Origin of the sequence: Massilia sp. CMS3.1 (assembly GCF_051262535.1) — a bacterium.
Lineage (GTDB): Bacteria > Pseudomonadota > Gammaproteobacteria > Burkholderiales > Burkholderiaceae_D > Telluria.
Window position 1 is genome coordinate 1 of record NZ_JBIMES010000013.1, and the last position, 13,781, is coordinate 13,781.

14 protein-coding genes are annotated in these 13,781 nt (G+C 61.2%); 3 read left to right on the forward strand and 11 right to left on the reverse strand.

The features are described from left to right. The 11 genes from ACHAC9_RS18990 to ACHAC9_RS19040 all read right to left on the reverse strand — a co-directional run. Window positions 1-326: hypothetical protein (locus ACHAC9_RS18990; RefSeq protein ID WP_435762243.1), on the reverse strand; the 326-nt coding region annotated here is incomplete at its 3' end. A 124-nt stretch (window positions 327-450) separates the two neighbouring features. Next, entirely contained in the window at window positions 451-858 is a 408-nt protein-coding gene (locus ACHAC9_RS18995) for a hypothetical protein (protein ID WP_435762245.1), read from the reverse strand. An 82-nt stretch (window positions 859-940) separates the two neighbouring features. Next, window positions 941-1,333 carry a DUF5071 domain-containing protein gene (locus ACHAC9_RS19000; protein WP_435762247.1) on the reverse strand — a complete coding sequence of 131 codons (393 nt, stop codon included), beginning with the start codon at window positions 1,331-1,333 and terminating at the stop codon, window positions 941-943. A 750-nt stretch (window positions 1,334-2,083) separates the two neighbouring features. Further along, the gene (locus tag ACHAC9_RS19005; protein ID WP_435762249.1) at window positions 2,084-2,620 is read right to left on the reverse strand and encodes a peptide-methionine (S)-S-oxide reductase; all 537 of its coding nucleotides are present in this window, start codon (window positions 2,618-2,620) and stop codon (window positions 2,084-2,086) included. A gap of 251 nt (window positions 2,621-2,871) precedes the next feature. Continuing rightward, window positions 2,872-3,309, reverse strand: a complete 438-nt coding sequence (locus tag ACHAC9_RS19010) for a hypothetical protein (RefSeq protein ID WP_435762251.1) — start codon at window positions 3,307-3,309, stop codon at window positions 2,872-2,874. A 171-nt stretch (window positions 3,310-3,480) separates the two neighbouring features. Next, the gene (locus ACHAC9_RS19015) at window positions 3,481-4,749 is read right to left on the reverse strand and encodes a c-type cytochrome (RefSeq protein WP_435762253.1); all 1,269 of its coding nucleotides are present in this window, start codon (window positions 4,747-4,749) and stop codon (window positions 3,481-3,483) included. Then, window positions 4,746-5,498, reverse strand: a complete 753-nt coding sequence (locus ACHAC9_RS19020; protein ID WP_435762255.1) for a c-type cytochrome — start codon at window positions 5,496-5,498, stop codon at window positions 4,746-4,748. Before ACHAC9_RS19020 ends, ACHAC9_RS19015 begins: the two co-directional genes overlap by 4 nt. 91 nt (window positions 5,499-5,589) lie before the next feature. After that, complete coding sequence (locus tag ACHAC9_RS19025) at window positions 5,590-5,745, reverse strand: hypothetical protein (RefSeq protein ID WP_435762257.1); 156 nt, start codon at window positions 5,743-5,745, stop codon at window positions 5,590-5,592. Window positions 5,746-5,850: 105 nt separating this feature from the next. Then, a complete protein-coding gene (locus ACHAC9_RS19030) occupies window positions 5,851-6,258 on the reverse strand; it encodes a glutaredoxin family protein (protein WP_435762259.1) in 408 nt (135 codons plus the stop codon). Between the two features lie 217 nt (window positions 6,259-6,475). Continuing rightward, window positions 6,476-7,072, reverse strand: a complete 597-nt coding sequence (locus tag ACHAC9_RS19035) for a 3'-5' exonuclease (protein WP_435762261.1) — start codon at window positions 7,070-7,072, stop codon at window positions 6,476-6,478. Between the two features lie 22 nt (window positions 7,073-7,094). After that, window positions 7,095-7,577 (reverse strand): ProQ/FINO family protein, encoded by a 483-nt coding sequence (locus ACHAC9_RS19040; RefSeq protein ID WP_435762469.1) that lies wholly within the window; start codon window positions 7,575-7,577, stop codon window positions 7,095-7,097. Between the two features lie 703 nt (window positions 7,578-8,280). Here ACHAC9_RS19040 and rpoD point away from each other — a divergent pair. The 3 genes from rpoD (at window position 8,281) to ACHAC9_RS19055 (ending at window position 13,636) form a co-directional block, all read left to right on the forward strand. Next, entirely contained in the window at window positions 8,281-10,929 is a 2,649-nt protein-coding gene (gene rpoD / locus ACHAC9_RS19045; protein WP_435762263.1) for an RNA polymerase sigma factor RpoD, read from the forward strand. A gap of 269 nt (window positions 10,930-11,198) precedes the next feature. Further along, window positions 11,199-11,999 carry a transporter gene (locus ACHAC9_RS19050; protein WP_435762265.1) on the forward strand — a complete coding sequence of 267 codons (801 nt, stop codon included), beginning with the start codon at window positions 11,199-11,201 and terminating at the stop codon, window positions 11,997-11,999. 23 nt (window positions 12,000-12,022) lie between these two features. Continuing rightward, window positions 12,023-13,636, forward strand: coding sequence for a methyl-accepting chemotaxis protein (locus tag ACHAC9_RS19055; RefSeq protein ID WP_435762267.1), 1,614 nt, complete (start codon window positions 12,023-12,025; stop codon window positions 13,634-13,636). Window positions 13,637-13,781: the final 145 nt, after the last annotated feature.

The window sequence follows — 13,781 nt, forward strand, 5'->3', positions numbered from 1 at the left end:
CTTAACGTATCGATCACCTTCGACTGCGCAGGAAACTCTGTAACAAAATCCGGCCAAGCCTCCATGACGAAGGCGTCCCAGTTGTGCGGATCAAGTTCATGAATCTGGCCGTCAGCAATATCAATGAAACTAAAGCCACGGCTCCTTACTTCCGACACTGCCTTGAATGCTGCCGCCTCATGCCCATCAGCAGCGACGAAAACGGGAACATATGCCCCGATCAAGTTAGCGGGCATTTCGGTGTTCGTACCACGTCCGATATGCAAAGTTATGCGGTACAGCTTATCGCCTCCTGCGGCCGACTTCTGCTTGAAGAATTTAAACATTTAACAATCGAGGTTGGTTTTTGAACGTCCGCTCCTTGCCGATAGAAGACCCATTGTAGCGTCCGCAATCGACCCATTGCGGACCTTGCACCAGGGTCGTTCGCATAGGGGTAAGTCCGGAGGCTTATTCAACTAGAAACTTCGCCTCCGAGCAGCTCCACGCCTTGCCGCGACTAAGGAACAAAACAGTGCGGTCGCTTGGCGTGAGATCCTCGTTATCTGAATCGGGAATTCGCACGAAGCTGATCTTCGCTCCCTCAGCAATTACACCTGATCTTCCGTTTAAGGTTGCACAATCCAAGCTGCCTGCCACCGATACCAGCCGAGACCGGTAGGCTGCGGCCATGCAAAAGTTTATTACAGCTGCACCGAAGACACCCACTATCCCCAGGCCAATAAAGACGGTTCCTGCCAGATCTGTGGAAGCAATCAAATATTTGATTGCATGGTAGGAAAACCAGCCTACTGTCATGACCAAGGCTGCGCCCGCAACCAAGTGTACGTTTGCAGCAATTTTAGGTTTCAGTTGCATAGTGTTCCGTCACAATGTCCGCTTGTGGCCGTTCTCGGCCCTTCAGTGTACGGCAGCTGTCGACCCAAAGCGGACGCTGCGTTCACCGTCCATGGCTTGCCAAGATCTGCCGTGCCTCTTCTGATGCCCCTTCCAACTCCTCATTGTGCGTTGGGTTACTTGCCAGGCGTTCAAGTTCGCAGGAGAGCGCGGTCATAAGCGCAGGCGACTGGCTAACTACTGCTTGGAGAATATTCAAAGTCCATATGGCGTCATCCCCCGCAAATATCGGTCGTATAAAGGGAGCGAGACGTGCGCCTGCATCAACCAAGAACGGCACAAATATGAATGCAGTTGGCCAGTTCAAATCCTGAACCCACTCGAGAATTTGCGGGACAACACATTCAACTTTTTCCCAGCCAAGGCTTACAAGAGCGATGGCGTTGGTCTGATCGTGTTTATCGCGCGGCAGCAGCAGGTAAATTTCTTTGCCCATCTCAGTCCTTTTACGTCCGCTTCTGGCCGGTAGCAGTCTACCAGCGAAGGTCTGCAACCGACCCAGAGCGGACCACCATGATGATCGCAGCGGACCCACATAAGCTCATCCACTGACATACTCTATCACTGATATCCGTATACTCCGGCCAACCGGCTTCACTGAGAGAACGTACCCGCCCATGCTCTCCCATGAACACTCGCCGGACCGTGCTATTGACCCGTCCATGCAGACGGAACGGGTGCCATCGCGCAGCGGCACGTCGTTCGCATGCTTTAGAAAATTGTTTAGCTCGGTCAGCTGACGTGCCAACGTGCGCCTCTCCAAACCCAGGATCGTCGTCCGAAGAAGTTCGATTAAGGCACTCTGATTTTCTGAGGCGCCCTGGTCGAGTGGAACGATCAGAGCATACTCCGTCGTCAAGATGTCTACGCATGCGCTTTGGCTGATTTCAATTCGCAGCCTATTTGGTAGTCGCGCCGTTTCCGTTATTTCATTTTCAGGCTTCCGCTTGACGGTTTGACCCGAATAAGCGTGTTGCAACAAGATTGGCGTGGGGGGGCGGAAATCGCACGCATTAGCCGCCAGCGCTAAGCTTATGAAATAGCCTTGCAAACTGATGAGAGTAATCCAGCAAAATGCCGTGCAAATTTTCATCTGGCTTTGTTAAGTGAAAAACGTCGTTGAGTAACCCGAGTTTAGTCCGCTTTTGGCCGATCTCGGAAGTTCGCGCGCGTCAGGATTCCGCGGCTACTCACCTGCCGACCTCAGTAAACCGCCGAATTCCTTTCTAAGTAGCGCCAGCTTCGGGTCGATATAGGTGGTGCAAAACGGGCCGCCAGCATTCTTTTCAGAATAGCGCTGAAAGCGCTCATCCGATGCTTTGAAGGTTCGAAAGGACAGGATTCGGGTGACAAGAGGCGCATCGAATCCTGGCCCGACTTCTATCAGGACGCGCCGTGCAGCCTCGGCCTGGACCTCGTCCATCACATAAACCGCGCTGCGATACTTGCTCCGCATGGAGTGGTTCGACGTGCTTGAATGCGTCCGTAAATGGATCTCGATCAACGACCCAAGCGCGATTTTTTCTGGTTGAAAGGTGAGCAGCACGGCTTCGGAGAAATTGTCGTCAGGCGCGTCGGCCCGGATGAACCCCTGCTCCACGCGGATAACGCCGCGAAGAGCAGCGAACACGGCTTCAGTGCACCAATGACAGCCTCCACCAAAGCCAATTCTGTGCACCTCAGCAGACATCAACGATTCACTTTGCGATGCTGCATGGGTCATGACGGCACCTTCGCTTCCCCTTCGTGCGGGTGGAGCGTTCCAGATGGCTGCACGTGGGCCACGGCTCCGCTATCGATGATCTTCAGACCCGGCAGTTCGGAACAGAGTTGGTCTAATCGTTCTTGCACCATATGCATGACACTCCAAGATGAACGGCAGTCCTTACGTCCGCTCTTGGCCGTTCTCGGCCATTGAGTTTACGGCAACGGTCGACCCGAAGAAGACCTTTATCGGATGCTAACATCGGTCTGTCACCGGTGAGTAGAGTATTGTTGGAGCCATATGCTATAGAACGCCTCTGGACAAGGTCGAACCATCTTATTTACACGGACGCTTACTTCATCGAATAAAGCATCCATCTCGGCCTGTGTCATAGTTTCAGGCATAGGATTGAGTATCACAAAACGGTCCGGTCCCATTCGCATTGGCTCAGGCAACCGTTCATTTGGACAGGCAGCTATCAAGGGTGGGAGCGACGTTGCCATTGCAAATAATCGCTCGCGCAGTGGCTTACCGACGACATTCGTGTCGATCCAAAGCTCATAGGCACGCCGCCGCTCGACCCAGGAAAGATGTGAGATCGCCCTGCCAGCAGGTGTTTGAAATACACCCGGCCGTGCTGGCAAGCCATTGATGCGTTCGGGTTCGTCATCCGGGGCGCGCGAGATACTACTGCCGTCGGTCGACATGTCGTGTTCCAACAGGGTTAAGGTATTCCCCTCTGGTGTACGGAAGCCGCGATATAGGCGTGAGCGTACACCACTGACGGACTCAGTCCTTCCACCCAAGCTAACGAGATGAGTGAATTGCCTGCCGGACAGGTTAACTGGCGTAAACTCCAGACTTGCCATTGTCGTAGTTTAGTCCAGCGGCACGCTGCGGTAGCGGTTCACCTCGGCACTCGACACCGGCGCCGCCGCATTGCCCCAGCTGGCGCGCAGATAGCTGACCAGGGTCGCTACCTGTGCGTCGTCCATCGCATGACCGAAGGGCGGCATGCCGTAGGGACGCGGATTGCCCGCGGTTCCCGGCGCGAAGCCGCCATTGAGGACGACGCGGATCGCATTCACCGGTTCGGCCAGGGTCAAGGCGCGGTTCCCGCTGAGGGCCGGATACGGCCCCTTGCCTTCGCCACGCTCGCCGTGGCAGGCGGCGCAATGCTGGCCATATAATTTTTCCCCTTGCCGCATCACCTGTTCGGCTGGACGCGGCGGGGCCGGGCGCTCAGGAGCGGGTGCCGCCGGCAAGGACTTCAGGTAGACCGCCATCGCGCCGAGGTCATCGGCACTCATGTACTGCAGGCTTTGCGCCACCACTTCGGCCATCGGCCCGGTTACGCTGGCGCCCGGCGCCACACCCGTGCCCAGCAGCTGCACGATGTGTGCCTCGCTCCACTTGCCCAGGCCCGCTTCGGCACTTGATGTGAGCGAAGGCGCATACCAGCCGATGGTCGGGATCAGGCCGCCGCCGAGCGTGCTGTCGGTCGCGCCGAAGCGGTTGCGCGTGCTGTGGCAGGCTGCGCAGTGGCCGAGACCCTCGACCAGGTAGGCGCCGCGGTTCCAGCGGATGTCCTTCGCGGAGTCAGTTTGCTGGACGCCCGGCTTGAAATACAGCAGGCGCCAGCCGGCCAGGGTGAGCTGCTGGTTATAGGGGAAGCGCAGGTCGTGCGGGGTGTTTTGCTGGCGTACCGGCGGCAGGCTTCGCAGGTAGGCAAAGAGCGCATCCGCGTCGGGCCGCGTCACCTTCGTGTAAGCCGTGTACGGGAAGGCCGGATACAGCAGGCGGCCATCCTTCGATTTTCCATTGTGCAGGGCGCGCCAGAAATCGTCGGCGCTCCAGCTGCCGATGCCGGTCGTCGGTTCCGGCGTGATGTTCGGCGCGACCAGGCGTCCGAAGGGCGTATCGAGGGCGCGTCCACCCGCATACGGGACGCCGCCGCGCGCCGTATGGCAGGCCATGCAGTCGCCGGCGCGCGCCAGGTAGGCGCCGCGGGCGATGTTGGTCTCGGTGGGCGCATGGTCGCCAGGGGAGGTCGAAGCGATGAATTGCTCGCGCGGCCAGGCCAGCGCGATCGCCGCTGCCGCCACGGCCAGCAGCAGGAGCACGCTCATCAGCACGCGTCGCTTCATGGCGCGCTCCCGCAGGGCATCGGCAGTGCTCTGGTAAGGCGCTCGGCCGGCCGCGCACCTGGCGGCGTCGGCTGGGCGGCCAGCCAGGCCGAGATCGCCGCCACGTCGCCCGGCGCCAGGCGCTCGGCAATCGTTGCCATGCAATCGGGTGCGTGTGCGCGGCGCACCTTGTTGCGCCAGGCGCCGAACTGGGCGTTGACGTAATCGCGCGGCAAATTCAGCAGTCCCGGAATGCCCGGGGCGACGCCGGCCAGCTGTTGCCCGTGGCAGGCGATACAGGCCGGCAGCTTCAGGACCGGGTCGCCCCGGCGTACCAGCTGCTCACCGCGTGCCAGCACGGCCGCCGACGCCGTCGGCGCTGGCGGAGGGGGCACGGGCGGATGCTGGGCCGCGAAATAGTCCGCGATTTCATGCAGGTAGGGGTCGGGCAGGTGGGTCACCATCCAGGTCATCAAGGGGTACTGGCGCCGGCCGTCGCGAAAATTCACCAGCTGGTTGTACAGGTAGCCGGCCGGCTTGCCGGCGATGCGCGGAAAGTAAACGCCGCCGGCCGTGGTGCCAGCACTATCCTTCGGCGCATGGCAGGCGATGCAGGCGGCGACGCGCTGCTCCAGGGTATCAGGGACTGCGCCGTTCTTTTGTGCCTGGACGCCTGGGCTTGCGAGCAGGCCGAACGCGAGAATGGCGGCAAGGCGCAGCCGTGTCGGGGAGGTGGGTGGAGCCGCATGCTCGCGCGATCTGGTAGCCAAATAGAGGTCCTGTCAAACGACAAAAGACGGCGCCGGGCGCCGTCCTGCGAATACATGATGGCTGCCCGCTTGCGCGGAAAGCCGGGCCAGCTTAGCGCGCGAGGCACGCCAGCAGCTGATCGTAGCACCAGTCAGGATCTTCGGTGCACAGGCTGTAGAGTTTATTGCAGTGCGCGGCGTTGGCGGCGTGCGCTGCCGAGATGCCGACACTCATGGCGAACAGGAACAGGCCAATTTTTCGTTTCATTTCACTCTCCGGTTAAATAGACGTGAAGACAGAACGGCACCGCGCCGTCCATTACGCGGTAGCAGCTTGGAAACGGGGAGCGGCGCCCTTGCGCAGCAGGCGGGGTCAGCGCGCTTGTGCCACTGTGCGCGGCGCAATGCCCGCGTGGCTCAGCGCTTCTGCGATGGCTTGTTCGTTGAAGCCGTCGATGCGGCGCTCGCCGATCAGCATCAGCGGCACGCCTTTGCCCTTGAGCTGGTCGTAGGCTTGTTTTCCCTGCGGCGAGGTGGTGAGGTCGTAGTCGGCGAAGACGACGCCGCGCGCTTTCAGGTAGTCGCGCGCTTGGCCGCAATAAGGGCAGGTCGGGGTGCCGTAGAGGACGACCTTGGTGGCGGGATTGGGGAAGTAGGCGCTGTAATTGCCTTCGGTGTAATCGCCCTTGATCCATCCGGGAACACGCGGAGCGATGGTGCCGATCGCCAGGCCGATGGCGATAATGCCGAGATAGGAAAGAACGGTTTTCAGGTGGTTCACTGCTGCGTCTCCCGTGGTAACAGAGCCTTATTGTGCTTGCCTTGTAGGCCAGGCCATTGTTGCCTAGGCAATTGTGAAATGGAACCTGTCAACACGACGAGGTTCGCGAAAACAAAATTCAGTGCAGCAAGTTGCCGCCACTGCAAGCGTGCTTGATGGGGGCGATGAAAGACGACGCCCGCATGAAGCGGGCGTTCGGAAGTCGGGAAGAAGCCTTTTATTGCGCGGGCGGGTTGGCGCGCCAGTGGCGGTAGATGCGCAGCGCCACGTGGGCATCGTCGGCGGCGTACCGAATCTGCTGTTCCGACAGGCGCGGCAGCGCCCAGTTGGTGGTGGTGATGCGCTTCGACTTCTGCAGGCGCTGGCCGAAGAACCGCGCCACCGCGGTCTTCGCGCCGAGCGTATTGCGCTCGCCACGGCGGCGCAGTGTGGTCGACAGGTCGACCACGTTCTGGGTATCGATGCCGAGTTTGCTGCGCAGGCGGCGCAGGTCGTCGCCCAGGCCAAAACCCACCTTCAGGATGCCGGGCGACTCGAGCACGGCGCGCAACAGGTCCACGCTGGCGCCGTTCACCTTGGTGCCGATCTGGAACAGGTAGGCGGTGCTGTCGGTCGCCAGTTGCACCAGGTGCGGACCGGTCGATTCCTCGCCCTTGGCGAAGGTCGGCTTCGATTCGGTGTCGAAACCGACGACGTCGGTGCTCGAGAGTGCCGCCAGCGCGGCGGCGGCATCGGCATTGGACTTCACGAGGACGACGTCAGCCAGGCCGATGCCTTCGTACGCGGGCAGCTCTTCGTCCGGAAGCGCACTCATCGGGCCGCATGGTTCCACCAGGTCAGCCGCGCGAGAACTTCGTGGCGAGCTGCTGCAGCTTTTCCTGGCGCATTCGCGCGGCTTCGGATTCGGCTTCCGCAGCCTTCTCAGCCTTCTTGCGCTCGGCTTCCTTCTTGAAGCGCAATTGCAGCTGTTCCTTGGCGTGCAGGCGATGGGTGTCGGTCACTTCCGCGCCGGCCACGCCGTCGAGGTCATAACGCGCGGTAGCCTTTTCCATCGCGCGCAGGTAGCGCATCGAACCGGTATGGATGCCGAGCGCGGCGCGCATCGTCTTGCGGTCCAGGCCCGGAATGCGCGCGAGGAGCTGCTTGTCGATGCCGATAGCCAGCGGCAGGCAATCGCGGAAGGCCGGGAATTGCTGCTGCAGCTGCTTGAGCAGGGCGCGTGCCGACGGGGCGGCCGCGCCTGCCGCAGGGACGCCTGCCGCAGCGACGTCCGCACCATCCGCAGGCGTTTCTGCGGGCGTGTCGGACGGCGTTTCCACCGGGGTTGATGGCGCGCTGCTTTCTTGCGCGCTTTGCTGGATCGTCGCCTCCGTGTTCGGGGTCTCGGCTGGGGAAGGGGTGGCGGCGTCGACGGACTCGGCGGCAGAACTGATCGTATTCATTGACTTCATGGTAATAACAGGAATCCGAAGGATAGCATGCTGGCTCGCACTAGTGCATTGCCAATCGTGTGACTTCTGCTGAGCAGGGCAGGGTGACCGGCGTTGACGCGCAGGGTGGCGCTCCGAATCGCGAAATCGTGTATCATCCGCCTCTTGCCTTGCGTACGGCCTGCGTCGGCGCAGATGGACTTGATGGTTGGTCGTGGACTAAAAAAACAACAATATGTGATTTGCTTATATCTCTTATCCGATATATCAATTATCACCAATTCTTGCATTGAGGCATACTGCCTCCTGTCCCGTCTCTTCAATCCGCAGAGATAGATGCAAGCCCGTTTCCCAGCCGACGGGCTTTTTTTCGTTTCGACATGCACACCGCGATTTTGACCACTGCCTTCTTTATTCCTGCTTATAGCGCATCCGGCCCCGCCGCATGCCGCCGCAGGTGAGGGCGCGCTTGATTTGCGGCTTGTCCGCCCTTAACTAGGGCCATTCCCGATCCTTTAACCGCGGCCGATTCCCAGCCGTGGTGACCATTTGACCTCGCAGGCGCGCACCCGCCTCGACAGGAGAGTTTTTCATGAAGAACACCGCCAAGACACTGACATTGACAGCAAAGAAAGCGCCGGCCAAGAGCGCCACGGCGCAGCTGGCGGTGCCTAAAACCGCGACCTCCTACTTCCTCGAAACGGAAGCGGCGGCCAAGGTGACGGTGGTAAAGACCCGGTCGCGCCTGACCGCACTGAAGGTCCAGGCCGATGAAGCACAGTCGGCGGCACCGGTCGCTGACGATACAGTTGCCGCGGCCGCGGCCGCGGCCGGCCAGGCCGACGCGGCGGACATGCCGCCCGACGACAGCGCCGCCACTGCGCCTGACGCCGCAGCCGCGCAAGCCGCCGCGCCTGCGCCGGTCCCGGTCATCGTCCGCAAGCGCAGCTCGAAACTGGCCGCAGCCAAGTTCGACGAAACCGCAGTTGTCAGCGCGCCTGAGGCGCAAGTCGTCGAGCCCGAAGCGGCGGCAGCGCCGGCAGCCGACGAGGCGCCGAAAGTCGTCAAGACGCGCGTCGCCCGCCGCATCGAGCCGCAAGCGACCGTGATCCAGACCGCCGGCAGCTCGGTCAGCCAGACCACCGACGCGGCCACGCTGGCCGCGATCGACACCACCGGCTACTTGCTGCCGCAAGTCAAGGTGCCCGGCCGCCGTGGCCGTAAGCCCAGCGAATTCACGCCGGAAAACGACGAAGTCGCAGCGCTCAACGCCGTCGAACGCGCCGAACTGAAGGCGGTATCGAAGGCGCGCGAGCGCAAGGCCAAGGGCATGCCGATCCTGGGCAGCGAAACGGGCTTCTCGGAAACGGAATTGGAAAAGCGCCGCAACCAGCTGCGCAACCTGATCAACATGGGCAAGGAGCGCGGCTACCTGACCCATGCGGAGATCAACGACCACCTGCCGGAAAACATCATCGATCCGGAAGCGATCGAAGGCATCATCGCGACCTTCAACGACATGGGCATCGCCGTCTACGAGCGCGCGCCGGAAGCGGAAATGATGCTGCTGTCGGACAACGCCGTGACGCCGACGAGCGAAGACGAAGTCGAAGCCGCCGCCGCGACGGCGCTCTCGACCGTCGACTCCGACTTTGGCCGCACGACCGACCCGGTCCGCATGTACATGCGTGAAATGGGCGCCGTGTCGCTGCTGACGCGCGAAGGCGAGATCGAAATCGCCAAGCGCATCGAACAAGGCCTGAAGGACATGGTCCAGGCGATCTCGGCCTGCCCGACGACGATTTCGGAAATCATCGCGCTGTCGCACAAGATCGCGGCCGACGAGATGAAGATCGACGAAGTGGTCGACGGTTTCGTCGACCACAACGACAATGCCCCGGCCCCGGTCGCCGCTCCGGTCAAGGCTGCAGCCTCGGATGACGACGAAGAGGAAGAGGACGAAGTCGAAGAGGAAATCGACGGCGACGCCGCCGGCGGCGCGGCCGGCTACTCGACCGAGCAACTGGCGCAGCTGCGCCGTGGCGCGCTCGAAAAATTCTCCCTCATCGAAGAGCAGTTCGACCGCATGGGCCATGCCTTCAAGAGCAACGGCTACGGGTCAAGCGCCTACACCAAGGCGCAGGAGATCATCACGAACGAGCTGCTGGGCATCCGCTTCACCGCGAAAGTCGTGGAAAAGCTGTGCGACACGCTGCGCCATCAAATGGATGAAGTGCGTTCCATCGAGCGCGCCGTGCTCGACATCTGCGTGAACCGCTGCGGCATGCCGCGCGCCCACTTCATCAAGGTGTTCCCGGGTAACGAGACCGATCTGGAGTGGGGCAACCGCGAAGTCGACTGCGCCTATCCGTACAGCGCCGTGCTGAACCGTAACCTGCCGGCGATCAAGGAGCTGCAGCAGCGCATGATCGACTTGCAGGCGCGCGTGGCGCTGCCGCTGGCCGACCTGCGCAAGATTAACAAGCAAATGGCGGCCGGCGAGAAGCGCGCCCGCACCGCGAAGCGCGAAATGACTGTGGCCAACCTGCGGTTGGTGATTTCGATCGCGAAGAAATACATCAACCGCGGCCTGCAATTCCTCGACCTGATCCAGGAAGGCAATATCGGCCTGCTGAAGGCGGTCGACAAGTTCGAATACCGCCGCGGTTATAAATTCTCGACCTACGCGACCTGGTGGATCCGCCAGGCGATCACGCGCTCGATCGCCGACATGGCCCGTACCATCCGCGTGCCGGTGCACATGATCGAGACGATCAACAAGATGAACCGCATCTCGCGCCAGATCATGCAGGAAACCGGCAGCGAGCCGGACCTGCCGACCCTGGCCCTCAAGATGGAAATGCCGGAGAACAAGGTTCGCGAGATCATGAAGATCGCGAAAGAGCCGATTTCGATGGAAACCCCGATGGGCGAGGACGGCGATTCGCAGCTGGGCGACTTCATCGAAGACAACACGACCCTGGCACCGCTCGACGCCGCGCTGCACGCGTCGATGCGCAACGTGATCAAGGAGGTGCTGGACTCGCTGACCCCGCGCGAAGCGAAGGTGCTGCGCATGCGCTACGGCGTCGAAATGTCGAACGACCACACGCTGGAAGAAGTGGGCAAGCAGTTCGACGTGACGCGCGAGCGTATTCGCCAGATCGAAGCGAAGGCAATGAGCAAACTCCGCCAGCCGTCGCGTTCGGACAAGCTGAAGACCTTCTTGCACGATAAGTAAGGCCTGCCAGCGCCGCACTTCACGGGCGGTTTCAGAAATGCTGTTTAGTCTTCGACTAAGCGGCATTTTTTTTGTCTGAGCCACGCCTGTATGATTCAAATGAGCAACGTTTGGTTAGCAAACTGTATCGCAGTCGGCGAAATACATTGACGCTAGTAATAAGGCGAAGGAAGATGCATTTGGGAAACAATTTTGTATCTTGCCGGATTTGTCGAATTACGTTCTGCACTATCCGGCTTGCCCGTGCCGCGTTAGAAATGAGGAAATGCATGACCCGTTCCGCCGTCCGCCACACTGCCAGCCTGCTCGTCACCCTGGTCCTCGCCGCACCTGCCGCCTTTGCCGCCGACGAACCGATCGCCACCGACCGCCCCGATTTCGTCGAGTCGAGCGATGTGGTGGGAAAAGGGCGCCTGCAGGTGGAAACCAGCGCCCTGCTCGAACGCGACAAGAGCGACGGCGCGCGCGCGCGCGCGTTGTCGACGCCGACGCTGCTGCGTGTGGGCGTCACCGATGCGGTGGAGCTGCGGGTTGAGACCGACGGCCGCAGCGTTGTCCGCGATATGGATCGCAACGGGCAGCGCAGCACCACGGCCGCGTGGAACGATACGTCTGTCGGGATGAAATGGCATGCCGCCGATGGTGGCGGAACGCTCCCTTCGGTCGGCGTGCTGCTGCATGCCGACCTGCCGAGTGGCACGCGGGCCGTGCGCGGCCAGGGCGTGCGCCCGTCGCTGCGCGTGGTAGGGGAATGGGAGCTCCCTGCAGGCATGTCGCTGGGCGTCATGCCTGGCGTCGGCGTCGAGCGCAACGATGCAGGCGCGCGCTATCGCTACGGGATTCTCGGCGTCGTCGTCGGCAAGGAGCTGGGCGAACGCGTGCGCGGCTTTGCCGAGATCGCAATGCCGCAGATTGCCCACGTGCGCGATGGCGGCACCCAGGCAAGCTTCGATATCGGCGCGGCCTGGCTCCTGTCGGACACCGTGCAGCTTGACACCATGCTGGCGCGTGGCCTGAACCGCCGTACTCCGGACCTCGCCTGGACGGTGGGTTTGTCGTTCAAGCTGTGATTACGCCATTCACCAGGAACATCATGCGACTTACTATCCAGGCACGCCTGCTGCTGTCCAATATCGGCACGCTCGTCTTCGTGGCCATCGTTGGCTTGATCGGCTACATTGCCGTCGAATCGCTCGATGAAGCAATGGACAACATCACGACTAACGGAGCGGCGATCAAAGACCAGTTGCAGGCGGACATGGCCCACGATGCACTGCGCGCAGATGTGCTGTCGGCACTGATGGCCGCCGCCCAGGGCAACGCGGGCGAGGTGCAGAATGTCGGACGCGAAGTGACCCAGCGCGTTGCCGTCTTCAACAAGCTGCTTGCCGACATGGAAGGTGGTACCACGGACCCCAATTTGAAAGCGGCCATGGCACGCGTGCGTCCCGATGCCAATGCTTACCTGAAAAGCGCCAGCGGCATTGTGGCGCTGGCCGCTAACGACGCGGCCGCTGCCCAGGCGGCGCATCCAGCATTCATGGGACATTTCCTAAAGCTCGAAGCCAGCATGGGCGAGCTGAGCGAGCTGATCGAAGCGCACTCGACGGCAACCCGTGATGGTGGCGACAGGGTTGTCGTACAGGCCAAACGCAACATTCTCTGTATCGCCTTGGCGGCAATGCTGATTACTTTTACTGCGGGCTACTTTCTGTCGCGTTCGATTATCCGTCCGCTTGGCCAGGCAATCACATTTGCGACCGGCATCGCCGGGGGGCGCCTCGACACCGCCATTCGCGTGGAACATGGCGACAAAACCGAGACCGGGCGACTTAAACAGGCGCTCGAGGCGATGCGCCTGAGCTTGCACTCTATTGTCAGCGAAGTGCGCGACAGCACGGAATCGATCAACACTGCAGCCCACGAAATCGCGGCAGGCAATATGGATCTGTCGCAGCGCACGGAAACACAGGCCAGCGCGCTCGAAGAAACGGCCGCTTCGATGGAAGAATTGAACTCGACCGTCAAGCAAAATGCCGAAAATGCGCGCCAGGCCAATGGCTTCGCCGCTTCAGCCTCGGAAGTGGCACACAAGGGCGGGGCGGTCGTTGCCGAGGTTACGGAGACTATGCGCAACATCGAGGTGGCCTCACGCCGCATCGTCGACATTATCGATGTCATCGAAAGCATCGCTTTCCAGACCAATATCCTGGCCTTGAACGCCGCGGTGGAGGCAGCTCGCGCCGGCGAGCAGGGGCGCGGCTTTGCGGTCGTAGCCGCCGAAGTGCGCAACCTGGCCCAGCGCTCGAATACCGCGGCAAAAGAAATCAAGGGATTGATCGATGCTTCGGTCACCCAGGTCGATCAGGGTTCGCGCCTGGTCAACGAAGCCGGCGCGACGATGACCGAGATCATCGGCGGAGTGCGCCGGGTGTCGGACATCATGGGCGAAATCGGTGCGGCCACGCGCGAGCAGGAAACCGGCATTGACCAAGTGAACCAGGCAATTGGCGAGATCGATGGCGCGACCCAGCAAAATGCCGCACTGGTGGAGCAGGCGGCTGCTGCTGCCGGAGCAATGCAGGAGCAGGCCGATACCTTGATCCGGCTGGTCGGGAAGTTCCAGCTCGGCGGGGTCCAGGCGCACGGCAGTGCCAAGGGGCGCGAACCTACTTTGCCAACCCACCCGATACTTGCTCTGCGCTGACAACATTAGCGGGGTATTTCCCCTAGTTATGTAGCTCGCAATATATTTCATTGGAGGCAGTGTTTTCTGCGGCGTAACCTCTTAAAAAGATGGCAATGCCGCGGCTCTGCGCAAACGGAACGGGGAGAAACACGAGACGACGCAT

Bases quoted from the DNA above. Each gene is read 5' to 3' on its own strand.
- ACHAC9_RS18995 (WP_435762245.1), bottom strand. From the start codon at position 858: ATGCAACTGAAACCTAAAATTGCTGCAAACGTACACTTGGTTGCGGGC.
- ACHAC9_RS19000 (WP_435762247.1), bottom strand. From the start codon at position 1,333: ATGGGCAAAGAAATTTACCTGCTGCTGCCGCGCGATAAACACGATCAG.
- ACHAC9_RS19005 (WP_435762249.1), bottom strand. From the start codon at position 2,620: ATGACCCATGCAGCATCGCAAAGTGAATCGTTGATGTCTGCTGAGGTG.
- ACHAC9_RS19010 (WP_435762251.1), bottom strand. From the start codon at position 3,309: ATGTCGACCGACGGCAGTAGTATCTCGCGCGCCCCGGATGACGAACCC.
- ACHAC9_RS19015 (WP_435762253.1), bottom strand. From the start codon at position 4,749: ATGAAGCGACGCGTGCTGATGAGCGTGCTCCTGCTGCTGGCCGTGGCG.
- ACHAC9_RS19025 (WP_435762257.1), bottom strand. From the start codon at position 5,745: ATGAAACGAAAAATTGGCCTGTTCCTGTTCGCCATGAGTGTCGGCATC.
- ACHAC9_RS19035 (WP_435762261.1), bottom strand. From the start codon at position 7,072: ATGAGTGCGCTTCCGGACGAAGAGCTGCCCGCGTACGAAGGCATCGGC.
- rpoD (WP_435762263.1), top strand. From the start codon at position 8,281: ATGAAGAACACCGCCAAGACACTGACATTGACAGCAAAGAAAGCGCCG.
- ACHAC9_RS19050 (WP_435762265.1), top strand. From the start codon at position 11,199: ATGACCCGTTCCGCCGTCCGCCACACTGCCAGCCTGCTCGTCACCCTG.
- ACHAC9_RS19055 (WP_435762267.1), top strand. From the start codon at position 12,023: ATGCGACTTACTATCCAGGCACGCCTGCTGCTGTCCAATATCGGCACG.